The 24,338-nt window shown below is 41.4% G+C and carries 22 protein-coding genes; 4 read left to right on the top strand and 18 right to left on the bottom strand.

Annotated elements, in window-relative coordinates; translation table 11 throughout:
• Window positions 1–3: 3 nt before the first annotated feature.
• The 7 genes from ACN20O_RS09220 to ACN20O_RS09190 all read right to left on the bottom strand — a co-directional run bounded on the left by ACN20O_RS09220 (window position 4) and on the right by ACN20O_RS09190 (window position 7,200).
• Complete coding sequence (locus tag ACN20O_RS09220; RefSeq protein ID WP_491633681.1) at window positions 4–222, bottom strand: hypothetical protein; 219 nt, start codon at window positions 220–222, stop codon at window positions 4–6.
• A gap of 7 nt (window positions 223–229) precedes the next feature.
• Window positions 230–862, bottom strand: a complete 633-nt coding sequence (locus tag ACN20O_RS09215) for a cytochrome c oxidase subunit 3 (RefSeq protein ID WP_491633680.1) — start codon at window positions 860–862, stop codon at window positions 230–232.
• Window positions 863–872: 10 nt separating this feature from the next.
• The gene (locus ACN20O_RS09210) at window positions 873–3,686 is read right to left on the bottom strand and encodes a c-type cytochrome (RefSeq protein ID WP_491633679.1); all 2,814 of its coding nucleotides are present in this window, start codon (window positions 3,684–3,686) and stop codon (window positions 873–875) included.
• 58 nt (window positions 3,687–3,744) lie between these two features.
• Complete coding sequence (locus ACN20O_RS09205) at window positions 3,745–4,827, bottom strand: hypothetical protein (protein ID WP_491633678.1); 1,083 nt, start codon at window positions 4,825–4,827, stop codon at window positions 3,745–3,747.
• 32 nt (window positions 4,828–4,859) lie between these two features.
• Window positions 4,860–5,642, bottom strand: coding sequence for a cytochrome b N-terminal domain-containing protein (locus tag ACN20O_RS09200; protein WP_491633677.1), 783 nt, complete (start codon window positions 5,640–5,642; stop codon window positions 4,860–4,862).
• Window positions 5,643–5,690: 48 nt separating this feature from the next.
• Window positions 5,691–6,191 (bottom strand): QcrA and Rieske domain-containing protein, encoded by a 501-nt coding sequence (locus tag ACN20O_RS09195; protein WP_491639241.1) that lies wholly within the window; start codon window positions 6,189–6,191, stop codon window positions 5,691–5,693.
• A gap of 118 nt (window positions 6,192–6,309) precedes the next feature.
• Window positions 6,310–7,200 carry a HEAT repeat domain-containing protein gene (locus tag ACN20O_RS09190; RefSeq protein ID WP_491639239.1) on the bottom strand — a complete coding sequence of 297 codons (891 nt, stop codon included), beginning with the start codon at window positions 7,198–7,200 and terminating at the stop codon, window positions 6,310–6,312.
• 136 nt (window positions 7,201–7,336) lie between these two features.
• Here ACN20O_RS09190 and ACN20O_RS09185 point away from each other — a divergent pair, with 136 nt between their 5' ends.
• The gene (locus ACN20O_RS09185; RefSeq protein ID WP_491639237.1) at window positions 7,337–7,882 is read left to right on the top strand and encodes a hypothetical protein; all 546 of its coding nucleotides are present in this window, start codon (window positions 7,337–7,339) and stop codon (window positions 7,880–7,882) included.
• A 3-nt stretch (window positions 7,883–7,885) separates the two neighbouring features.
• Here ACN20O_RS09185 and ACN20O_RS09180 read toward each other — a convergent pair whose 3' ends face one another.
• Window positions 7,886–9,187 (bottom strand): hypothetical protein, encoded by a 1,302-nt coding sequence (locus ACN20O_RS09180; protein ID WP_491639235.1) that lies wholly within the window; start codon window positions 9,185–9,187, stop codon window positions 7,886–7,888.
• Window positions 9,187–10,362 (bottom strand): thiolase family protein, encoded by a 1,176-nt coding sequence (locus ACN20O_RS09175; RefSeq protein ID WP_491639233.1) that lies wholly within the window; start codon window positions 10,360–10,362, stop codon window positions 9,187–9,189. The genes ACN20O_RS09180 and ACN20O_RS09175 overlap by 1 nt, the downstream gene beginning before the upstream one ends.
• 90 nt (window positions 10,363–10,452) lie before the next feature.
• Between ACN20O_RS09175 and ACN20O_RS09170 the strand changes: the two genes are divergently transcribed.
• Together ACN20O_RS09170 and ACN20O_RS09165 are read left to right on the top strand one after the other, a co-directional pair.
• Entirely contained in the window at window positions 10,453–10,872 is a 420-nt protein-coding gene (locus tag ACN20O_RS09170; RefSeq protein WP_102242018.1) for a hypothetical protein, read from the top strand.
• A 20-nt stretch (window positions 10,873–10,892) separates the two neighbouring features.
• Window positions 10,893–11,324, top strand: a complete 432-nt coding sequence (locus ACN20O_RS09165) for a FliG C-terminal domain-containing protein (protein ID WP_491639231.1) — start codon at window positions 10,893–10,895, stop codon at window positions 11,322–11,324.
• Here ACN20O_RS09165 and ACN20O_RS09160 read toward each other — a convergent pair.
• The 6 genes from ACN20O_RS09160 to ACN20O_RS09135 form a co-directional block, all read right to left on the bottom strand.
• A complete protein-coding gene (locus ACN20O_RS09160; protein WP_491639230.1) occupies window positions 11,321–11,794 on the bottom strand; it encodes a Crp/Fnr family transcriptional regulator in 474 nt (157 codons plus the stop codon). The genes ACN20O_RS09165 and ACN20O_RS09160 overlap by 4 nt on opposite strands.
• Window positions 11,769–12,692 carry a Ppx/GppA phosphatase family protein gene (locus ACN20O_RS09155; protein ID WP_491639228.1) on the bottom strand — a complete coding sequence of 308 codons (924 nt, stop codon included), beginning with the start codon at window positions 12,690–12,692 and terminating at the stop codon, window positions 11,769–11,771. Before ACN20O_RS09155 ends, ACN20O_RS09160 begins: the two co-directional genes overlap by 26 nt.
• The gene (gene mtnA / locus ACN20O_RS09150) at window positions 12,689–13,735 is read right to left on the bottom strand and encodes an S-methyl-5-thioribose-1-phosphate isomerase (RefSeq protein ID WP_491639226.1); all 1,047 of its coding nucleotides are present in this window, start codon (window positions 13,733–13,735) and stop codon (window positions 12,689–12,691) included. Before mtnA ends, ACN20O_RS09155 begins: the two co-directional genes overlap by 4 nt.
• 9 nt (window positions 13,736–13,744) lie before the next feature.
• Entirely contained in the window at window positions 13,745–16,027 is a 2,283-nt protein-coding gene (locus ACN20O_RS09145) for a hypothetical protein (protein ID WP_491639224.1), read from the bottom strand.
• Window positions 16,024–16,344 (bottom strand): helix-turn-helix domain-containing protein, encoded by a 321-nt coding sequence (locus tag ACN20O_RS09140; protein ID WP_102242012.1) that lies wholly within the window; start codon window positions 16,342–16,344, stop codon window positions 16,024–16,026. Before ACN20O_RS09140 ends, ACN20O_RS09145 begins: the two co-directional genes overlap by 4 nt.
• 61 nt (window positions 16,345–16,405) lie before the next feature.
• On the bottom strand, window positions 16,406–17,647 hold the full coding sequence (locus tag ACN20O_RS09135; protein ID WP_491639222.1) for a chloride channel protein: 1,242 nt from the start codon (window positions 17,645–17,647) through the stop codon (window positions 16,406–16,408).
• A gap of 117 nt (window positions 17,648–17,764) precedes the next feature.
• On the opposite strand from ACN20O_RS09135, the gene ACN20O_RS09130 reads away from it, so the two are divergent.
• The gene (locus ACN20O_RS09130) at window positions 17,765–18,733 is read left to right on the top strand and encodes a lysylphosphatidylglycerol synthase transmembrane domain-containing protein (RefSeq protein ID WP_491639220.1); all 969 of its coding nucleotides are present in this window, start codon (window positions 17,765–17,767) and stop codon (window positions 18,731–18,733) included.
• On the opposite strand, the gene ACN20O_RS09125 is transcribed toward ACN20O_RS09130, so the two are convergent.
• From ACN20O_RS09125 to glmU, 3 genes are all read right to left on the bottom strand, one after another.
• Window positions 18,699–20,969: an ATP-dependent helicase gene (locus ACN20O_RS09125; protein ID WP_491639218.1), complete on the bottom strand. Its 2,271-nt coding sequence runs from the start codon at window positions 20,967–20,969 to the stop codon at window positions 18,699–18,701. The genes ACN20O_RS09130 and ACN20O_RS09125 overlap by 35 nt on opposite strands.
• 21 nt (window positions 20,970–20,990) lie before the next feature.
• The gene (glmS, locus tag ACN20O_RS09120; RefSeq protein WP_491639216.1) at window positions 20,991–22,817 is read right to left on the bottom strand and encodes a glutamine--fructose-6-phosphate transaminase (isomerizing); all 1,827 of its coding nucleotides are present in this window, start codon (window positions 22,815–22,817) and stop codon (window positions 20,991–20,993) included.
• A 96-nt stretch (window positions 22,818–22,913) separates the two neighbouring features.
• Complete coding sequence (gene glmU / locus ACN20O_RS09115; protein WP_491639214.1) at window positions 22,914–24,314, bottom strand: bifunctional UDP-N-acetylglucosamine diphosphorylase/glucosamine-1-phosphate N-acetyltransferase GlmU; 1,401 nt, start codon at window positions 24,312–24,314, stop codon at window positions 22,914–22,916.
• Window positions 24,315–24,338 lie beyond the last annotated feature (24 nt).

The following is a 24,338-nucleotide window of genomic DNA, read 5'->3' as shown; positions in this document are numbered from 1 at the left end:
GATTTAGCTTTTAGGGTTAAGGTCAGTGTTGTTGATGTTTCTGAACTTAATGAAGGTTTTGAACAAGTAGAACATTGGGAAGTAGATGACCAGAATGAAAGCGCCAACGACCCAAAGATAGTATTTATCATTTGGACTCGACCCCATACACACTGGACAGGCAAGCGCCTGGCCAGATGTAATGAGTAATAATGTCGAGACCAATGATAATTTTTTTAACATAAATTTTTTACAGTAGGTAAACGAACGTGAATACAAGAATCCAAACAAGGTCAACAAAGTGCCAGAAAAGACCAGCGATCTCTAGTTGGTTGTAGTCTCCATTATCGAAATCACCGCGGTAAGCGTGAACGAACATAGTGATCAGGTAGATAACCCCTGAGAGAACGTGCAGACCGTGGAATCCTGTAATTGCAAAAAATGTTGAAGAGAAAAGTGCATCACCGTGAGCATAAGTATTGAAACTCATCCCCATTGCATGGTGAAGGTGCCAGTACTCGTAAGCTTGGATCGAAAGGAAGGCAACCCCACCAAAGATCGTAGCTGCTAACCATCTTAGCATTGCTTGTCTATTTTTCTGCTTACAAGCATCAATCGCAAGAACCATTGATACTGAAGAACAGATTAGAAGGAATGTCATGAAACCTGAAAGCTCAACTCCACCAAGGGCTTCAGCTGGGTTTGGCCATGCGCGAGTCCATCTTAGAACTGCATAAGAGATAAGAAACCCTGAAAACGACATACCGTCGGTTGCAAGGAATAACCACATCCCGATTTTCCCCGGGCTTGCTTTTGCAAACTGAGGATCGTGTGGATACTCGTGGTATGGTTGTGGTCCATCATGAGTATGAGAGTGTCCCATGTCTTTACTCCTATTGTCCTAATTCAATAATGTATTTAGTTAAACCGTTAATTTGCTTTTCAGCATCTCCACCAAAGTAACTTGGTTCGATTGGCTCTTTACCATTTTCACCGAAGAAACTTGGCATTGTCGTACCAGGCAGGATTGCTTGTGGGTTTGTAAGCCACTTTTTAATCCATGATGGTCTCAGACGCTTGCTAGCTTTTCTTAAATCCGGAGCCAGTGGAGTTTCTCCATTGAATCCTTGAGTGTGACACTGAACACAGTTTAGAGCTGTGAAAAGTTTCAGTGTTTCTTCACGTTCACCTGGTGCCCACTTCACAAATTCTGCCGGCTCTTCAAACGTTGGTTGGTGAGCGCCTTGCTGGAATCCTGCGATCAGAGTGTTTTTCTCTGCAGTTGTCAGGTTGAATGTTGGCATTCTTACTGACAGCCATGGTCTGATCTTTTGGATCTCAGGGTTTGTTAAGAAGTGGTAGAACCAGTCAGTCTGAATTCTATGTCCTTCGTTAACAAGTCTAGGTGGACCTTGGTTGATATCATCAGCATACATACCAAGAATGTTACCTCTTAGACCGTCGATCTGGTGACAGGCCACACATCCGTACTTGTTCGCAACTTTCATTGCATCATTATATAGTGTCTCTCCTGCGTTCAGTCTCTTCACCCCTGCCAGTGGAAGTGGATCAGAAACTTGTCCAAGAAGAGCAACTGTAATTTTCTTAGCTTCAGCTTCACCCATGTAGAAGTTCGGCATTTTGTTTAAGTCACGGAACACTTTATCGATACCGATATCCCATCTTCTTGGGTTCTGTAAGTGAGCAGTGATCCAAGCATCTCTTCTAGGTGCAACGTCGTGCTGGATACCAAAACCAAACTGAGTAATTGGCTTTGATCCTTCTTTTGTTAACTCTGGTCCGATAGGAGCATAGTCTTCAAAACCTTCGATGTTGTGACAAGAGAAACACCCGTATTTACCAATTGATCTCTTACCAAGATCAAGAGTCTTCTCACGGTCGCCCATCTTAGCTACTTTTGCTTTTGCGTTTTCGATTGTGTCGAATGCAGATAAGTAGTCAGCTAAAAGTTCGTCGCGAGCTTTTAAGTCAAATGGTGCGAAAGTTAAGCTTTCGAACTGCTTGTTTCTTAGTGAAATTAAGTAAGCAGTGATGTCGTTAGCTTCAGCATCTGTCAGACGAAGAGACGGCATGATCGAATCTTCTTGATAGTGCCATGGTTTTTTGATCCATGACATGATCCAGTCTGGAGATACTTTTGATCCAAGTCCAGATAACCATGGTCCAGCGTAAGCTTTAACCGCTTTTGACTGATCTTCTAGTCCATCTACACCGTGACATCCCATACATCCGATACTTGCAATAAGCTCCTTACCCTTATCGGCGTTTCCACCGCGGTATTTTTCGTTCGGCTCGTATGGCTTAGACTTATCCCAAATGTACTCGGCCATAGCATTAACTTCAGCAATGTTTAGACGAACAAATTCTGGTTTAGAATTATTTGACTGTCTAAAGAACGCCGGCATTTTTGTGTGTTTGTTGAAAGCTTTTGGCTCCCAAACCCAAGACTTGAACCATTCTTTATCAACTTTTCCAGCGATCTTAAGAAGTGATGGTCCCATCTTTCTTTTATGTTCCCAACCAGCAATCTTGTGACAAGCATTACATCCGTACTTCTCGATTGCCATACGGCCTTCGTTAAGAACTGTAGCACCTGGGATAAGTTCAACACCTTGGTGACACTTAACACAGCTTGCTTCTGTTTGAGATTTTGTGAACATTGGCTGAGGAACCTTGTGTGGTTCATGCCAGTTGTATTTCTTTACCCATTCTTTTTCTTGTGCTTCAGAATCAGGCATGTGAGCCGCTGAGTTGAAGTCGTTAACTCTGTGCCCTTCTCCACCGTGACAAGCCGTACATCCAATTTGCTTCATTGGGTGTTTTGACTCTAGACCAACGTATTGATCTAAGTTCGGGTGAGTCTTGAAAGGGTTAGCTTCTTTTTCAAATCCAGGTTGATCGATGAAAGTGTGACAAGTAATACAACGGTCAACTTTTGGAACCTGGCGGAAATATCTGTCATCAGTTACGTTGTTAACAACGATCTGGTGAATCTTGATTGTTGGGTCCATGAAATCGATGAACGGCAGGTTTCTTAGAGCGAAAACCGGCGTGATATCTGTCGACTTCTTCGCCATCTTTAATAGCTCTAAAGTGTTTGTGATATCTTTGATTTCTTTTTCAGTTTCTGTGACTTCTTGATTTAAAGTAGCGATTTTAGCGTGAGCTTCTTTCTCTTGAGCTTGGTAAGCTTTCAGGTCATCTCTACCTTTATCAAAATCGGCCTTAAGTTCTTTAAGATCTTTATAGAACTTACCAACTTTTTTGAATTCTTCGTGAGCTTCAGCTGTTTCAAAGTTAAAGTTTTTAGCACCAACTTTACCGTTTAAAACCCCGTTAATGATTGTTTGAGCTTTGATTTTTGCGATAATTTTAGCTAGTTCTTTCTCAGCTTTTGCGATCTCTTCTTTTCTGCTGGCAACGATTTCGTTTCCTTTAGCAAGACGAGCATTTAATTCAGCAAGCTTCTTATCATCGATGTTTTTAGCTGCTTCTTTAATTTTTGCATCTAAGTGACGTCTTTGAATTTTCATCGCTTCTACTTGATACGCTTTCCACGGTCTCATGTAGTCATCTAAGAAAACCCAGATAGTTGTTACGAAAAATATAAAGGACAAGATCGCCATGATCTTGTGGAGTTTTGGCATGCTGTATGCCATTCCTGGTTCCTTATTATTCTCACTCATTTTCAATAATCCTTAATAATATAAAAATCTTAAAATTAAATTACGGCCATTAAACCTATTACAGGTTGAGCTCCCACTCTGGTAGTGCAACGATATACTTCAAGCTAAATAACCAGCGAAGAACCATCTTAATCGGTAAACTCATCATTACTACAACTAGAGTCATGAAGATGTAGTAACGGATTGATCCCAGGTTTTCGTAAAAGTCGCGCCCAAATTTAGTCGCGCGGGCAAACCAAACAGGGATAACTGTAAGGTATAGAAGAGTAAGAATGATCCCGAAGATTTCTCTGACAACCAGGTTCTTCGGCATTCCAATTCCTAGACCTTTAATCCAGATAAATTCAGAAAGGTTGATGTTGTATTCGGCCACGATTTTGTGGAAGTCCCAGTACTCGAATGGACCATAGAACGTCCAGTTCGGACCGCGGAAGAATACCCCTACGATAATCAGGTAGATCCAAAGAACTAGCCATCCATATAAGAAAGAAATGATCGCCCATTTTCTTTCCATAAATGTGTAGTATCCGTTCCCTTTCGGGTTTGTATCAATATAAGGAATAGCGATTAGACCAGCAACGATTAGACCTGGAAGAACAACCCCGGCCATCCACGGGTCAAAGTATACAAGCATTTCTTGAAGACCAAGGAAGTACCACGGAGCTTTCGCCGGGTTTGGTGCCCAAGTCGGGTTAGCAGGCTCTTCAAGTGGAGCTTTAAAGATAATCGCCCAAATAACCAGGAAAGCAGTACACGCGATGATCGCGAATAATTCTGTGTATACAAGGTTAGGCCATGACCAAACTTTTTCTCTGTTTTCAGGAAGAGCTTCAATCGGTCCAAGTCCCTGCTCAATTCTCACATCGTTTTCAGCTGCTTTGTGCAGTGAAAACCACGTCGTGAAAGACACCAGAATTAACAGGATCCCGATAGGAATGTTATCCGGAGTCTTAATGATCAGAAAGAAGTTTGGATCAGCGAAAAACCATGCAACAACAGGAATCGCGATGATCGTTGACCAGATTGCGAATTTCTTCGAACCAACAAAACGATAGTACTTCACCATAAGGAAGAACAATACCGTCGTAATTGGAAACGAGATAATCGGATCGGCTAAGTGGTTAATAAATTCTTTTAACATTTTCTATTTTCCTTAATAGTTTTTTGTATAGCTTAAAGAGGAGCTGAGATCCCACCGTCTTTACGAACTCTCCAGAAGTGAACTGCAATTAAAACCCCAACAACAAGCGGGATGAATACACAGTGAAGAATGTAAAAACGAAGAAGAGCTGGCTCACCTACGAAACGTCCACCAAGTAACTGGAAACGAACGTCGTTCTTATCAGAAACCATTACGAAGTCTCCGATACGAGCTAGCATTGCCCCCGGACCACCGTTCCCCATGAATGGAGTTGCTTTTGCCATGTTCGATCCTACTGTAATCGCCCAAATAGCTAGCTGATCCCATGGAAGAAGATATCCAGTGAATGAAAGAAGAAGAGTTAAAACTAAAAGGATAACACCAATCCCCCAGTTGAATTCGCGAGGTGGTTTGTATGAACCAGTCATGAATACACGGAACATGTGAATCCATACGGTAATAACCATGGAGTGAGCTCCCCAACGGTGAATCTCTCTCATGATCCCTAAAGGTACGTGCTCTCTTAAAGCGATGATGTCGTTGAATGCGTATTCAGCTGTTGGTCTGTAGTAGAACATTAGAAGAAGACCAGTCACTGTTAGTGCAAGGAAAATGAAGAACGTAAGTCCACCCATACACCATGTGTATCCAAGTTGAACCCCTGACTTCTTAAGCTTAATCGGGTGAAGGTGAAGAAACACGTTACCAGCGATAACAGCAGCTCTGTTACGAGCGTTATCTGGTGGGCCATGTCTGAAAATTGATTTCCAAACCTGCGTGTCGCGAACTTTTTTTGCTAATCCATTTCCTGCCATTTTAAAAACCTTGTTCGAAATATTTTTTAAGTTTTATTGTTTTACTAATTACACTGGTAAGAAAGCATCCGGGTTATCCCACTCGCCTTTTTCAGCGCGGAACACTTTTGTTTTATCAACTTTGATTTTCCCGTCTGGTTGAAGAGAAATTTTATATCTTTCAAGTGGACGCGGAGCTGGCCCTTCGAAGTTTACACCTGACATGTAGTAACCTGATCCGTGACATGGGCACTTGAATTTTAATTCAGCTGGAAGCCAGTTAGGAATACAACCTAAGTGAGTACAGATGTTTGAAAGAGCAACAAGCCTTCCTTCCTGCTTAACCATCCATACACCGTAAAGTTGTTTGTATCTTTCATCTACGCCGTTTGCGTATTCAGCAGGGGTTCCCGCTAAGAATTCCATTTCTGGATCGAAGTTTACGTTCGGGTATGAAAATCTGAATGCCATACTTGCAAGTCCAGCACATGCAGCTGTGAACATGACCCATCCAACTGTGAGATAACTAAAAAACTCACGACGATTTAAACTCTGTTTTGTGTCACTCATGACCAAATTCCTCGTTATAGACGCAAATAAGCCGAAACCTCGATCAGACTTTTTCTTTGTCTTGGTTTCAGCTAAAGTTGTTAAAAAAATTCAATACTTAGATTATGCGAAGGATCGTCTATTTTTTCAATAGATTTAATACTTCTTTCGCTTTTGTAGCGACAGAAATATTCTCGTCCTTTTCAGCCGTCTCTAAAATAGTATTGTTTAAAATGTTCCAATTATATTTTTGTAGAGTGATTAAAACACTCAACTTTAAATCTGAAATTTGTTTTACATCCAACGCCGGAGGCAAAACGCGTGCATCTTTTGGAGGATAAGGAAGTTTTAAAATTTCTTCCAAATGCTCTTTTGCCATTTCATCTTTGTACGCAATCAACGCTGTCGCCGCAGCGTACCTAACAACTAGACTCTCATCGCGAAGAAGACCTCTGATTCCCTCTTGTGCTTCTGGGACCTGATGAGTTGCAAGCGCCAATGTTGCAGATTGTCTTAAAATCGGTAATTCAGATTTAAGCATTGCTGTTACCTTCGACCAATCAAAGGAAATCCCTTTAGGCATGTTGGCCAAGGCCACCACGGCATGAAACTTAACGTCAGTATCAACATCGTCTAATGCGATTTGCAATGTCGGTAAAGCAAGGTCAGTACTTAACGCACCTAGTGCAGCAATAATGAACCCTCTTGTTCTTGGGTCCACTGAATCTTTATAGGCGACTGTTAAATTCTCAACTAACCAAGGATAATCTTCCGCAGGAATCTGAGCACTGTTAATTTGTTTTGAAAGTTCGTAAGCAGCGACCCACTTGTTTCCAAAAGTCTTTGATTGAATTTCGTTTACTAAATCTTTGTACGATCTTTCTGCTGAAAGCATTTTCGTTACACCGAAAATGATAAGCGCGCCTACAAGAACGATGGCAATAGGAACCACAAGGCTTCCAACAAAGGGATTCTCAAGAATTTTCTTTTGAGTTTGAGGGGCTTTCGAATCAGTAGATCCAGTCGACATGTTTAGCACCAAAAGGCCGAAGCCTTATTTTTTTGTTACTTTTTATTTCTTAAAAACGTTGTTAATGATAAATAGCAAATCTACATTACCATGACAATTTATTTGAGCCTTTTCAAAGAGAAATAAGCGAGAAAATATGGCCTACCTACTTCGTACTTTAATCATCCTGATGGTCGTCAGTATTATCCTAACAGCACTACTTGCGTTAGGCCTTGTCCATATGCAATTTTCGCACATTCAACTGGCAATTCCGGCCTTTATTTACACTATTTTCGCCCAAGCATTCGTTATGTTTTACTTTATTGGCGTAGCTCGTCTAACAAATAATGTTTACGCTATTGTCTCAAGTGGAATTAACCTGAATGAGCTTTTTGATGAGCCGCCGTCGGATCTTACTCCGTATATCGAAAAGACAAAAAAATTTGTTGAAGAGGCTGACCGTTCGAAGAGACAAACAATTCCATGGACCATTCTAATGCTCATTTTGGGAATGATTGCTTTCTTGCTTGGCGGTGCACATGACACAGGTCTAGTACAAAAGACAACTCACTCTGGTGTTGTCCTTGGATTCTTTGTGGCCATGATGATCGGCTTTTTTAGACAGTGGTACTATCTTGGAAAATCACACATTCTTCTGCGCAAGCTCAAAGGCCTGTACATGATGAATGATGCCCAGATGTAAAAGTTAGATACTTTTCACCATGATGAAGACTCGCGTCTTCCCCGGCACATTCTTTACGTTCGAAGTGTTGCTTTCAAAAAGTTTTGATTGATTCACTTTCATTGCTTCACTCATAAAATCTTTGAAGCCATTGCGAGGAATGTAGATATTGTAATAGACACCACCGGGTACATCGTTACCTGGATTCGAATCACCAACCGGAGTCCCCTCGTATTTTTTAACCAGTTCATTGAGCTGATCGCGAGTCGCATAGGTGTTGGTTGACGTCATCATCAAGCGATAAATCTTTGTCGTTCCACCCGTTGTCTCACGGTAGCCGTTCGGGTTTTCAGCATCGCCTTCATATTGAGAAGCTTCTTTATCTGCTTTGTTTAAATCACGCGGAATATTTTCAAACGAGGTCAGCGTTACTTCCGATTCTTCTTCGTACTTTTCCGGGTCGAAGAATTCGTTGATGTCATCACTCTTTGAAATATCCTTAATGCCATCGAAGTCTAACTTAAACTCTTTAACTGGCTTTTTCTCAAGGCCTTTGAATACACCACTCTTATTCAGCCAGGTAAATTGCGGCTCATAAATGCTGACTCGGTTGGCGAGGTGTTTCTCATACCAGATATTTCCCTGGCGAACTCCATAAATTGTCAGTGTAAAAAGTAAAAGCAAAATGCTGATGTCTTGAACCACTCGCACTTGTTTTAAGAAACTCGAGCGCTCTTTAATTTTGGAAAGATCAAAACCTTTAGTCCCAAAGTCAGCCTTCATGCGCTTTTGAAAAACGCCCCACTCATCAAAAAGGGTGACTTCCATTGAGGGCATGATCTCATCTTCGCGCGATCCACTTTCCGGACGATCAATGCTGATGTCCTTTTTAATTTTTTCAAATGAAGTGTGCAGGTTTGGACTTAGGACATTTCCCACCTGAAAGACTTCGCTGAAATACTGATCGAGATGCGGGTACTCATCTAAAAGATAATTTCTAAGAATGGTCGCAACCAGAGATGGACTTAGTTCTGACTCGTGAGCAATCTCGCCCACTGTCTTATTTTTAAAAAGAAAAATGTAACTTAAAAATTTATCTCTTAGCCATAAAAACCAAGAGGAAAGTGAGCCGATTTTTACTTGTGAATAGGCATAATCAAAACGCACGATAAGAGTTTTTACCGTCAGGTTCTCTTCGAAGAAAACGTCCCAGAAAGCTTCAAATTCTTTTTTAAATCTTCCCTGCCACGTCAATCCATCAAGGTTGAGGTTCAACCATTTTCTGAATTCCTGGTAATCGTTATGAGTTAAAACCAATTCGTTCATTAAACTCTCTTAAGTAAGACGGCAATCCCTTGTCCGCCCCCGATACAAGCCGAAGCGATACCGTACGTTTTTTTATAGTGAGCTAATTGACGAGCAAGTGTGTGAGTGATGCGCACTCCAGAGGCCGCCAATGGGTGGCCCAGGGCCACAGCTCCACCCCATAGATTAATTTTTTCGTGCGGAATGTCCACATCTTTCATACATGAAAGTGCTTGTCCGGCGAAAGCTTCGTTGATTTCGAAAAGATCAATATCAGAAAGCTTCATATTTGTTTTTGCTAAAAGACCTTTAATCGCAGGACTTGGTCCAATCCCCATAATTTTTGGATCGACACCAATCACAAATCCATCGATGATTTCTGCAAGTGGAGTGAGTCCTTCTTTTTTAACAAAAGATTCACTGGCTACAATTACAGCCGCAGCACCATCAACAATTCCTGAAGCTGAAGCTGCAGTGACAACTCCATCGGTTTTAAATGTTGGTCTTAATGATTTCATTTCATCCAATGAAGCATCATCTCTTAGGTGTTCGTCTCTATTACAGGAACCTTTTTTTAATGGAAAAGGTGCGATCTCTCCTTGAAGAAGACCATCTTTATAAGCTTGTGTTGCACGCGCATGAGAATTGTATGAGAAAGTATCACACTGCTCTCTTGTCACTTGAAATTTTTCGGCCAGGTTTTCGGCCGTGATCCCCATTGGTGTCTGGGCGTATTGATCAGTCAGCGCATCTAAAAGCATATCGACAGTTTTTAGTGATCCGTATTTTGTCCCAAAACGAGAACCGTATACAAGGTGAGGAACCATCGACATATTTTCTGTTCCGGCAGCGAGTACACAACTTGCTTCACCCAACTTGATAAGACGAGCGGCACTTAAAATGGCCTCGATACCCGATCCACAAAGTCTATTGACGACAATACCTGGAGTTTCTTGCCTACAACCTATTTTCAGGGCCAGGTGGCGACCGCCATACATCGTGTCCGTTGAAGAAGAAACAACACTTCCTAAAATAACCTGATCAATTTTTGCCGGGTCTAATTTGATTTCAGAAATCAGAGCTTTAGATGCATGCACTGCCAGATCTACAGGGGTTACGTCCTTTAAAGAGCCACCAAATTTGCCAAAAGGAGTGCGTTTCCCTTGAACTAAGTAGATCTTTTCCTGAACGGACATATTTGCCTCCTACATTTCTGAATTTAGTCTTCGTATCATAATGTTAAGACGTACTTAAATTCTTAGCAAAGAATTAAAAGAAGGGAACATATGTCCAGTATAAATGATCTTAAAGCTCAAAAATATGTAGAGGCCGAAAGCAAGCGCTACGAGAGTGAGCTTAAGCAAATGAAGACTGAAAATGAACGCACTTACACTTCAGAATCAAAACAAAAAGAACTGGAGCTTAAGAAGATGCGCGATGACTATGACACTCGCATCAGCAACCTGAAAAATGAACAGGAAAGAAAGCTGGGAGAAATTCGTCAAAAGCACACAAGAGGAATGGCAGAAGAGCAAACTCGCCTGAAGCAGGAACTGGAAAATCTTAAAAAGGTTCACGGTGACCAGGTAGAAGAAATTAAAATCAGCCAGCAAAATGAACTAACAGAAATTAATGAATCTCATCAGCGCACTCTGGATAACGCCAGAGAAAAATTTATGAGAGAAAATTCAAAGTGGAAAACATAGGATAGATCGTGGGAGAAAGAATGGAAAACAATAACAACAGCGCTAGTGGTGTATTTATTAACGGAAAAGCTCAAATCATTGAGATGCTCCAACATATGCCAAGAGAAGAGCGTGCGAAACTTCTAAAGAACCTGAAAGTCAGAAACCCACAACTGGCCGAAGAGCTGACTGAACAATGCTTTACATTCTCTGATCTGGACAATCTTTCAGATACAGAACTTTCTATGATCTTTAACTATATCACCGCCCCTATTCTAGGGATGGCCCTGAAAAATATCGAACGCTCATTCCAAAGAAGACTCCTTTCTCTGGCAAACCGCGAGTATGCCGAAGAAGCTTTCCGCGTATTGAAGACTCCTTACTCTACTGAGAAAAGAGACATCAAGAGAGCTCAAAACAAAATTATTGAAGTATTAGTGTCGCTTAAAAAGAGAAAACAAGTTCAGTTCTAGCCCTGAGAATTAAAATCAGCTAGCGCTTGAATGTACTTCTTTTCTTCGTCCTTAGACATGATAAGGCGCGGGTCTTTTTCCGTCGCCAAATTGTGCTCTTCGATCATGTCCTGTGTGTGTTTTAAGCGCTCACATAGGGTCTCAAAAATTTCCGGAATCCAAGACGGTGAACTGTTGATTACCGAGAGAACATCTTTTTGATCGACTAAAACCAGCTCCACGTCTGTTTTAGCAATCGCTGTCAGTTCATTTGGCTTATTAGTCAGGATGGCCACTTCATTTAGAATTTCACGCTCCCCGCAGAGTTGAATAGCGCTTAAGTTCTGCCCTTTGAACTTAATGAGTCTCACTTCGCCCCTTTTAACCAAGTAAAGATATTTTGAAGGTTTTCCTTGAGCAAAAATCACTGTGCCTGCTTTAAATAGAATAGGCGCGTCTGTGCCCTTACCTGCTGCTGATGAATTGCTCATCGATTCCTCCAGAAATCACTGTTCCGTAACGAAGTCCACGTGTCGATACTTCCATTGTATCTATATTTAATTTCTTGCCAATAAGCTCTACGACTTTTGATCCTCCGGCCACCATCGGCGCTCTTTTGCCCAAGAAAGGGAAAAGAAGCAGAAGATTATCAACTGTCGTATTCTGCAGATCGCGTGAAAAATCTTGAAATGACTTAAAAGCGATTCTCATGCCTTCAATCTTTTTGTCTTCATACACGCGCTGACCTAAGTACATTGAAGCCAGGGCCGTCATACTCCCGGCCACACACACCAAAGTGTCAGTGTGGTATTGACTTAAATCCGGGCTTAGGATCTCTCCCATTCGTTGATCGAATTCGCCCTTACTCTTCCAATCTGTCGCCCTCACTGAGCCAACAGGAAGGCTAATAGTCTCTGCAATTTTAAATGGGTTTAACTGTATTTTAATCAGCTCTGTTGAAGCTCCACCGACGTCCATCACAATGATGTTGTTTCTTTGATTACTAAAAGAAGAGACTACGCCTAAAGCTGTGTAGTAGGCCTCACCTTCAGAACTGATAATTTGCACTGAAAAGCCCAACTCATCTTTAATTTTCTGGTAAAACTCATTGGCGTTTGTCGCCACACGACTGGCTTCAGTTGCCGTCATAATGGTGTCTTTCACTGGGAAGTTGATTTTCTCCAGGAGTTTTTTATACTCGCTTAAAGCTTCATACGTCGCTTTCATTGAATCGGGATGAAACTTTTTTGTCACATCCAGATCTTTTCCAAGTGATGTGATAAAAGATTCATTTAAAATTTCGCGAGTGATAGTTCCGCTTCTTTCATCAATTTCTGCCGCTAAAAGCAGCACAGAATTTGATCCGATATCAATACTAGCTCTTATCATTTTTGGCCTGCTACTTTCTTTACGTTTTCAGGAGTCACAGGATTGATGGCCCCATTTTCACAAAGAATGGCAGTAATGCACGAGTGATCAGTCACGTCGAAGCTTGGATTTAGTGCCTTGGCTTCCGGGTGAGCGATATGTGCGCCTTTAAATTTTAAAATCTCATTCGGGTCGCGAAGTTCGATTTCAATTTGATCTCCCGTTTTCATCTCAAGATCAAATGAGCTTACAGGTGCCACGATAAAAAATGGAATGCCGTAGTGTTTAGCGATAATGCTTAGGCTCGACGTCCCTACTTTATTGGCCGTGTCTCCATTTTCAACGATGCGGTCAGCGCCGGCGAAAATGGCGTCTACCATTTTATTTTTCATCAAGTACGAAGCGGCCCCTTCAACTACAATTTCGTGATTGATGCCTTCTTTGATAAGTTCAAAACTCGTAAGTCTTGATCCTTGAAGATATGGTCTCGTTTCAGAAGCAAAAACGTGTTTAACTTTCTTTTGCTGGTTAAGGTGAACAATGACACCTAAAGCTGTTCCCAGAACTCCACAGGCCAGCGTTCCAGTATTACAAATCGTCATCACGTTAATTGGACGATCACCGTAAATTTTTTGCAACTCCACTTCAGCAAACTTGGCCATCGCCAGGTTTTTTTCATAAAGGTTATTCATTTCAGCTAAAGCATGATCAACCAATTTTGGATAAAGAGCAGATAAATGAGTTTCACTTCTTGCCATTTCTACACAACGATCGATTTCGTAAGCTAAGTTAACAGCTGTCGGACGTGCACTCTTTAAGTACTCTGCCGCTTGTTCAAATTGAGGGAGAACAACTTTCGGGTTGTTCTTTAAGAACAGGGCCAATCCCCAAATTCCAGTAAAACCAATAAGAGGAGCTCCCCTGACCACCATGTCCTGAATGGCGCGGAAGCAATCTTCAATTGTTTTAGCTGTCATATAGACTTCTTCCAAAGGAAGAACTCTTTGATCCAGGAGTTTTAAGACTCCGTTTTCATATTTTAATGGTTCTACTACGTTTTTCATTTCTCTCTCTTATTTTTTCTTAAACAGACCGTTTAATAGTCCTTTTACTTGTTCACGAGCTTTCTCTGGAACAACTTTATCAATATTCTTATCAATTACTTTCTGAGCAGCTTCGACCCCTTTTGTTTTAAGGGCCGACTTCGCAACACGAGAAACTGTAAATTGAATTTCCGGTTTCATCGCAAACCCCGGTCCGCTTACACGAACTGGAAGTTCTTTTGAGCCCAGGTTCTTTTGGAGAACTTCACCAATTTTTCCATTCTCTGTCATGTAAACATCCATACTTGAATTTTGTGAGCCAGGCAGAGGATAAATGGATCCACTTCCCTTGAGTTCAACTTTTTTGTTCAATCCAATGAAGTTGAATGAAGAGATTGTGTAGTTGTCTTGCTTGAAGCGACCTTTCATTGTCATCGTCTCAAAGTTCCCATCCAGCTTAACTTGCTTGTCTTGGACCTGATCCTTAACAACCGGGATGCTTCCTAAGATTGGGTTGATGTACTCAGAGATATTAAGCTTTTTAATTTCTCCATTTCTTGCGTTTACATCAAGATTGACATCATAAGTAGGGGCCTTGGCCGCTTTGTAGATCGTAGCGCTCCCATTTACACTCCCGCTGAAAGTTCCAGAGAAGTTTTCAATGAATGGAGGAAGGAAAGGCTTAAATGATGACAGGTTTAAATCTGTAATCCCTAGAGCAAATGTCGACTCGCTAGATTTCACTCCAAGCTTCATTGTTTGAGTCAGCTTTCCAGATCCTTTTGAGAACTTGAAAGTCATTCCATCAATCGCAATCGCTTGTGAACTTACAACAATCTTTCCTTTTCCAGAGAAATCCTCTCCACCCACGCTAATATTAGACCATGCTACGTTTACGTTGGCCGGTGGAAGTCCTGGAGCAGGTTTGCCTTCTGCTGCTGCTTTAGCACGTGCCTTTTCTGCTTCTGCTTCAGCTTTGGCCACTTCAGCTGGATCTTTTTTACTCCACAGTTTTGCCTGAATTAATTTTTCAGGAATCTTCATTCTCGAAGCCGTTACTTTAATATCAAACGGCTTCAGCGCTTTTAGGTCAAACTTCTGGTTAGGATCGAACTCTCCGTTGATGATTGTTTCAACCAAACCACTCAGCACATCAGTCTTTACATTGATGGCGATGTCTTTTTGTTTGAAAGACCCATTAACAGTTGTTGTTGCAACAATTCCTTCTTTTGAGTAACCAATTCCCGGTGAAATCTGGAATCCCAGGTCGGCATCAATCTTCTTATCTTCTGTATAAATGACTCCACCTTTCGCTGTTAATTTAGCTTTTGAAAGGTCGATTGCATGGTCAAGGCCCATGATAAGACCAACATCTTTTAAAATGATGTCAACATTGATATTTGAAATCTCTATCTGCTTAGTCATTTTAAAGTCAGCTGCGATTTTATTTTGTGTTTCAAAAGATGTTTGAACATTACCCGAAATCTCTCCATCTTTTTTTAGAAGCAGGTTAAGGTTCGTTGTAATTTCCGGGAACTTCCACTCAAGGCCGGTTTTAGCGATGTTATTGACTTTAACAAGAACCATTGAGCTCACTGAGCCGTTTTTTACCAGGTCAGCAATGTTGATTTCTCCAATCGCGATTGTGCTAAATGAAACCACTGACTGATCTGCCATAACGAATTTTGCATCCGAAGCAATTTCAAAAGCAGTTGAAGATTCAAAGTTTAATCCTTTGACTAAAAAACGCGAGATCCCAACTTGCCCACTTGAGTTGCTTCTTAAAGCGTACTTCACAGCTACATCAGTTAACTTAACGTTGATCTTGCTCTTTCCGAAAATACCAATCGCTTTTTCTTGTGCTGCCGCTTGCTCTTCAGGAGTCTTTTGATCTTTTGTTTCTTCCTTCTTTTCTCCCATTGCGTAAGTCCAGTTGTTTCCAACCGGGAACTCTGCATAGTTCATCAAAGGTTTATCCATTTGGATCTCAATCACTCCACCGTTTGTCAAAATGGCCCAGATGGGAACTTTCACAATCAGTTCATCTACCGCCATCATTTCTACCGCTGCCCCTTCTGGGTTCTTGGTATTAAGAGCGAACTTGTGAAGTTCAACTTTAAAGTTTAAACCCCAACCGATCTTCACGCTTTCAAGGGAAGTCGTGGCGTTCGGGAAAACCTTCCCAGCTTGTTCGATAGCAATCTTTCTAATTTCTTCCGGGTTTAATTTTGTCGAAGCGTAATACACGACTCCGCCAACCAGAACTAAAAAGACAGCGACGATAATTCCAATAATTTTTAATTTACGGTTCACAGGTCCCTCGTTGGTCTATAATCACGTTTAATATTCTTTTTTGTTTGTTTCTTTTCGAGTTTGTAAGCGATGGCCAGAAGTTCTCTCAGCGGTTCAATCATGGGGTGAGCTTCATTGAAACTATAGAGTCTCGATCGCCCAACTACACGTGAAAGTAAAAAGCCTGCTTCTTCAAATCTCTCTAATTGTTTTTTGATCGGATCAAGAGCGGTCTCATACATTTGAGCGATAGCTGACGCGTGCAACTCTTCGTTTGCATACAGCGCAAGCATAACTTTTTCTGCTGATTTATTACCGAGTAATCCTTCCAACATCATGCAGACGATTATCGACTAAAGAGAAGTCTATATCAACTAGATTTTAGTTGAACTCAAATGCTCAAATATTTTTCTCTACGCGTGCGCGCTGCGAATGATAAATGCCACTTTTTCCTGAGAATAAATAACTCGCAACAACAGCTAGAGCTGCGTAGACGCCAATGCCTGGGCCAAAGAGTTCGAATGCTAAAATAACCCCTGCGATTGGAGTATTGGCAGCACCTGCGAAGACTGAAACGAATCCAAGTGCAGCGAGGATTGGGTATTCCAATGGGAGTACAAAAGAGAGAGAGTTTCCAAGCGTCGCTCCAATGTAAAAAAGAGACATGACCTCTCCTCCCTTAAAGCCCGAACCTACTGACACGGCCGTCATAAATGTTTTACCTAAAAAGTCCCAGGGATACATATGCTGAGTAAAACTTGCGCGAATAACTTCTTCACCTAAGCTATGATAACGATCTGAACCAATCGCAAAATAAGCCATAACCAGGATAACCCCACCGACAACTGGATGAAGAAGACTATTAGAAATTTTTTCTTTTAATAAATCTTTAACAGCGTGAAGCATCCAGCTAAAAAACTTGGCCGCATAACCAAAAATAACACCGGCAACTACCGCGCTTAAAATTCCAGGGATAGACACCTGGGGAATATCCATAAAGAAGTAGTGTGGATGAGTGACTCCCAATAATATGGCCGTGTAATAACCAGAGATGGCCGCAATTAAACAAGGAAGAAGAGCATCGTAAATCATAGTTCCAATGAACAGGACTTCAAAACCAAAAATAGCACCAGCAATAGGTGTTCCAAAAATAGAAGAAAAACCAGCACTCATCCCCATCATTAAAATGAGTCTGCGGTTTTTAAAAAAGCGATCCAGGTATTTTGCAAACTGGTCACTAATTCCGCCACCCATTTGCACTGCGGCCCCTTCCCTTCCGACAGACGCTCCGAAAAGATGCGAGATAACACCACTTGCAAAAATCATCGGCACCATTCTAAACGGGATCGTTTTTTTAGATTCGTGAATTTCATCGATGATTAAATTATTACCGCGTTCAACTTCGCGACCGTATTTTTTATAAAACCACGACACTAAAAAACCAATCAATGGCAAGAAGACGATAATCCATGAATGAGCGCGCCTAAAGGTGATGGCCCAATCAATTGAGTGAAGAAAAAGTGTTGAGGCGACACCTGCCAAAGCACCAATGACTGTCCCTAGAGAGCACCAAACGACCATTTTTTTTAACATTGAGGGTTCGAGAGCTTCCAGGTTTTTTAGGTGGGGTAGATCTTTCATGTTATTGATTTCACTGGATGAATGAGTCGTATTGTTGCCATACTAAACCCATAAGTCTCTCGTGTAAAGTTTACAGCGAACAGGGCCAATTTCAGTGCTTTTTCCTATAGTGCAGCAATGAGTGAACAAACGAGAAAACTCTATCATTCCTCTTTGCTGCTTTTATCGTTAGTCCTGCTTTTAGGTCTGGGCCTTTATATACAAAAAAACAGCTCTGTGTTTGTTTATCTAAAATCACTGCGCCCTGATTACATTCTTCTCCTCTTGGGAATGCATGCGCTGGATTTTTACTTAGTGGGGATCATTCAAAAACTCCCACTCTCTAAGCACAACATTTCGTTAAAATTTAAAGAATGGTACGGTCTTTGTGTGACTGCAGAGCTCTTCAACATGCTTCTTCCCGCCAAAGGAGGAACGGGCATTCGCATGCTTTACCTAAAAGATAATAAAGGGCTCGCCATTAGAGAGTTTTTATCAATGAGTTTTGCCGTCATCATGATTGGCTTTACTTTTTTGGGTTCAGTTGGGCTTTTATACTGTCACTTTTTTCTAAAAAAGAATCAAGCGATGTCGGTCCTTTTAGAATCGGTCTTTCTTGCCCTTGCTGTCTCAGGGATAGCTTTGCTCTTTTTTACAGAAACAGCAGGAAAACTTTTTAAATTCAAACGCCGCTACTCTCCTAAGTTGTATTTAAAAGATCTTAAGCTCACTTCGCTTACGACTCTGGCATGGATTGGTGTTTTTCTTCTTTATCCAGTGAAAGTTTACCTAGCCTTCACTGCAATTGGGATTGAAATCAATTTCATTGATAGTTTTGAAATCAGTATGATTCTTTTAATCATCTCTCTTTTCCAGGTTCTTCCTGGAAATATGGGCGTTAAAGAGATCGTGACTGCTTATATTGGAAAACAATACGGGATTGAATTTGAAGCAGCACTACTCGCTAGCCTTATCGACCGCGTGATCATGCTGCTCTTTTTATTTCCAATGGGATTTTACTACTACTGGCAGCTCTTCTTAGAAGCGAGCCTGCCAAAAGCGTTCAGAGTTATTAAGCTAAAACAATCGGCGCAAACTTCACCATAAATTTCTTGCGATTTCCATCAGTGAATTTAATCTGCACTTTCTCTTCGGCCCCTGCTCCTTCCGAACTCTCCACTAATCCTGCACCATAAAGTGAGTGAACCACTTTTGACCCTTTTGGGAATTTTGGCTGGTGATATGATTTTGGAGGTTGAGCTGCCGTTTCTTTAACCTGATAAACCACTTCATCGCTATCGTAATACGACTCTTGAGATTGATCGTAAGGATCGTAGTTTCCACTTGAGAATGAATTGTCATAGCGGTCTTCCTGATGTCCTTTTAGTTTTTTCCAGCTGTAGAGTTTCTCTGGAATCTCGTCAATAAAACGAGATGGCCCGTTAAACTTCACCTGGCCAAAAAGCATACGCCCTTGAGCAAAAGTAATATAAAGCTTAATCATGGCACGGGTCATTGCTACGTAAAAAAGCCTGCGCTCCTCTTCCATGGCAATCTCGCCGCTATCGACACTTCTATAGCTCGGGAAAACGTTTTCTTCTGCTCCCACAACAAAGGCATGAGTGAACTCTAGTCCCTTTGCTCCGTGAACAGTCATTAAAGAGATTTCACCATCAACGGCCTTAGCTCCTTCATCAAATTCAGTATTAGAATCCAGAGTAATAGTCTCTAAGAAACCTGAAAGCGTTGGCACTTCTGCTGAATCTTCAAACTGCGTGATCGCATTTAGTAATTCATCCAAGTTTTCCAGACGGGCCAGGGTTTCATAATCCTTGTTGGCCTTTAAGAAAGCATAATAGCCAGACTCATGAAGAGCTTTCTCATAAATAGTCGAAGGCTTCACTTTATTCTGATCTAAAACGCGAAGTTCGTTAATTAATGTTACAAACTCTGAAAGCGAAGACTTAATCTTTGCTGAGAGTTTAATATGGGAGAATTCACCAGAGTGATCGACGATCTTTTCAATAATATCCCAAAGTGAAGTGTTATTATTAACAGCTTCCACTTCAAGCTTACGAAGCGATGTTGCACCAACTCCTCGGGCCGGAACGTTGATGATTCGGCTTAGGGCAAGAGAGTCTTTTGAGTTAATAATCAAACGAAGATAAGAAAGCATATCCTTGATTTCTTTTCTTTCGTAGAACTTCACACCACCGACAACGCGGTAATTGATTTTTGATTTTCTTAGAGCATCTTCAATCTGGCGGGCCTGGGCATTTGAGCGGTAAAAAACCGCCATTTCCTTATAAGGCACTCCTGCGCGGTAAAGTTTTGCTGATTCATTAGCAATAAACTCAGCTTCATCTTTATCGTTGAAGCACTCGACGATTTCAATGGCATCCCCTTCCGGATTGTCCGTCCACATGTGCTTGCCTTTTCTCATAGTATTTTTTTCAATTACACATGAGGCAGCTTCAATGATCGTTTTACTCGAACGGTAGTTTTGCTCTAGTTTTAAAACTTTTACATCCGGCCATACTTTTTCAAAGTCCAGGATGTTTCTGATATCAGCTCCACGCCAAGAATAGATCGACTGGTCTTCATCTCCTACCACACATATATTTCTGCGTTTTCCACAAAGCATTTTGATAAGCTCAAACTGCGCGCGGTTGGTATCTTGATACTCATCTACTAAAACGTAGATGAAACGGTTTTGATAGCGGTTTAAAACATCCGGGAATTTTTCAAAGAGCTGAATCACTGCCGTGATTAGTCCTCCGAAGTCCAGAGCATTAGCGCGGTGAAGTTCTGATTCATACTCTTCAAAATATCCAAAGAATTCATCAGACGGATCAGCTCCGCCTCCATCCTGCATAACTCTTCCAGGGTAATACCCATTGTTTTTAAGCGAATCGATATAAGTCAGAATGTCGTATGGATTGATCTCTTTCGTTGAAATTCCACGGCGCTCTAAAAGCGATTTTGCAATCGCCTTTGATTCACCTTCGTCATAGATCGTAAAATTGCGGGAAAGGCCCAGGTAATTGGCCTCAGACCTTAAAAGCTTGGCACAAAAAGCGTGGAAGGTAGTGATCTGAAGAGCACCGACATCCATTGAAACTTCATGGGCAATACGCTCGCGCATTTCGCGGGCAGCTTTATTGGAAAACGTAAGCGCGAGCAACTGGTGCGCGCTTACGTTTTTTTCTTCTAATAAGTATGAGATTCGGGTGACAAGAGTTTTGGTTTTACCAGAACCTGCACCGGCCAGGATCATAACCGGGCCGTCAGTGTTTAAGACGGCCTGTTTTTGAACGGGATTTAGACTATCTAGTTTTATCATCCCATAAAAGTATCATAGGAATTATTCAACCGTCACTGACTTAGCCAGGTTTCTTGGCTTATCAATATCCGTTCCTTTGAATTTCGCCATGTAGTATGCAAGAAGTTGGTTCACCACGTTTACGTAAAGTGGTGATAATTCTTCCAGACCATCGAAATCTAGAGGTATATAAAAATCGCTTAGTCCCATTAGCTCTTCGTTGCCACGAGGTCCAATTCCAACGATGATCCCTTTTCTCGCCTTAATTTCGTGAACGTTCGAAACAGTTTTCTCGAATAATTCAGGTCCAACAAGAGCGATGTTAACCATTTCTTCGTCGATAAGTGCGATTGGCCCGTGTTTTAACTCTCCAGCTGCGTATCCTTCAGCGTGAACGTAAGCAATTTCTTTTAGCTTTAGTGCACCTTCAAGAGCAATTGGGAAGTAAGCTCCACGACCAGTATAGAAGAATCCTTTTTTGTTATAGATTGACTCTGCTACTGATTTGATTTCATCTGACTTTAAAAGAAGTTTGTCGATTCTTTCAGCAAGAAGCGCGAACTTTCCAGTTAATTTTACTTTTTTTCCTTCGTCTTTTAAGTCCCCTGCCATTGCAGCTGACATTAAACGACCAGTAAGAGCTTGTTGAGTGAAAGCTTTTGTTGAAGCTACACCAATTTCAACTCCTGCACGGATAAGTAGGTTGTCATCGCAGTCTCTGTATAGTGTTGAACCGTCGACGTTAACAATCGACATGGTTTTTACACCGGCCTTTTTACAGATTGATTGAGCTGCAAGAGTATCTGCTGTTTCACCTGATTGAGAAACGAAGATACCAACGTCACCTTTTTTAAGGATTGGGTTTTTGTAACGGAATTCTGAAGCAAGTTCTACAGTTGCAGGAATTCTGTTGATTCCTTCTAAGAAATCGCGAACCACAAGACCTGCGTAAGCTGCTGTCCCACACGCAGAAAGATAAATTCTCTCAGGGTTATAGGCCGCAACTTTTTCTAATGACTCTTTACCCTCTCCAGCAAAGTAATACTGAGTCAGGTTTCTAATTAAACCTGGTTGCTCATGGATTTCTTTTAGCATGAAGTGTTCATATTCACCTTTTTCAGAAACTTCAACTGACATGTCTTGTTTCTTAGAAAGGTATCTTGTCGTCTTTGTCAGGTCTAGTTCATAGAAGTTGGCGATGTTTTTGTTTTCGCCTGAAAGGTGAACTAGAACTTCGTCTTCCGGGAAGTATAGCGAGTGAACCATTCCAGCAAGAGCGTATGGATCTGAAGAAACTAAAGCTTCAGATGTCACTTCATTTACACCGCAAACTAGAGGTGCTCCTCTTTTTACAGCGAAGATCTCTCCCGTTTTAGGGTAAAGGACTACGAATGCCGAGTTACCCACAACGCGTTTGAAAGAAGTCGCAATCGCTTCTTTAATCGGCATGTCTTGTTTTAGGTGATATGTCACTAGCTCAAGGAATGATTCAGAGTCAGTTTCAGATTTAAACTTTACTCCGTGTCCTGCTAGCTCTCTTTTAATTTCGTTAGCGTTTTCAACGATACCGTTATGGATGATAGAAAGAACTTCGTTGTTATGTGGGTGAGCGTTTACATCTGTAACACCACCGTGAGTGGCCCAACGAGTGTGACCGATACAAGCGCGTGCGATTGTATCTTTTCCAACCAGTTCAGCTTTTAAGTTATCAAGCTTTCCTGCTTTTTTATAAAATTGCATTTTATTGTTTTGATCAATGAAGCTTACACCTGCTGAATCGTATCCACGATATTCGAGACGTTTTAATCCTTCGATAACGATCTCAACAGATTTTTGAGAAGGTCCAAAATAACCGACAATTCCACACATAGGTATACCTCTTAAGAGTGATTTTTAAGCTGGATAAGAATAGCACTAATTCATTGAATTGTGTTTAAGGTTTTTACAGTATTACCTTTTTACACACTACTTCTTTTCTTTGACTTTGATGAATCTTTTGGCCATGCCCTCTTTGGTCGTCTGCTGGCCGCGCGAAATCGCAAAAGATCCATCCGGCATATTCTTGGTTACAGTTGTCGCTGAAGCTACGAAGCATTCATCCCCAATCTCAACCGGAGCTACCGTCTGTGAATCCGATCCAATGAAGCAGTTTTTCCCGATTCTTGTTATATGTTTGTTGGCACCATCATAGTTACAGGTAATAAAACCACATCCAATGTTGGTCTCTTCCCCGATGAAGGCATCCCCGACGTAACTCAGGTGGGAAACCTTAACACCGCGATCAAGTACTGCTTTTTTAATTTCTACGAAATTTCCGATTTTTGCTTCCGGCCCAATATCCGAGCCTGGTCTTAGGCGGGCAAATGGACCAGCGTGTGCCTTCTTATGTAGTTTGGCATCCTCAAGAATGGAGTAAGCCAGAACCTTAGCATTGTCTGCGACCTCAGAATCTTTAATTTGCGCCCCCATTTCAATCACTACATTTTTCCCGATTTTGGTTTTGCCGGTGATATAAGTGTTAGGGTACACCACGGTTCCCGCCCCAATTTCAACTTCGTCATCAATATAGGTATGGCCTGAATCAATAAAACGCACGCCCGCTTCGCGGAGATCAGCAATTTTTTGTTTTCTTAAGACTGTCTCAACAAACTCCAACTGCTCCAGGTTATTTACACCTAAGAAGATGTGCCCTTCTGGAAAACAAAGTGCCTTTACATTAAAGCCGTCTTTAAAAACGTCTGTCAGGTAGAACTCACCCGACTTATTATTCGAATCTACATTTTTTAAATGTTCCAGGACATATGATGTCTTAAGAAGATAAAGACCAGAGTTCACTTCAGTGATCTTTCTTTGCTCATCTGTGGCATCTTTTTCTTCTACAATATGAAAGCCTTTTGTCCCTCTAATGATACGCCCGTATCCCTTGGGATTTGACTCGATAAAAGTCGCCGCTACACCGTCACAGCTCTCATGTTCTAAAAGCTCTAACATTTGGGTTAATTCTTTTTCAGAAACAACTGGAGTGTCTGCACAGATAACCAGCGTGTAGTCGAATCCGTGTGTATTAGGAGAAGAATTAAAGTACGCGCGAAGAGCATCGGCCGTTCCCAATTGTCTTTCTTGAACAGCGTATTTTACCTCTGGGTAGCGAGAAGAAATATAACTTTGAACTAACTCTTTCTGGTGACCAATCACAGCTGTCTGAGTACCAGATAAATTATTCCGACTAAAAAACTTTTGTAATTCGCGAATGGGAAAATCCACGAGTTTTTTATCTAAACATGGTGCTAAAGGCTTCGGTGCATCTAATTTCAAACGCTTTCCTTCGCCCGCTGCAAGAATAACTGCCCCTATGGTCATTTTCATTCGTATCTCCCTATGTAACCGCTC

Source organism: Bacteriovorax sp. As-1, assembly GCF_058446905.1.
Note: the sequence above shows the minus strand (reverse complement) of the source record. Positions and strands in the feature narration are given on the sequence as shown.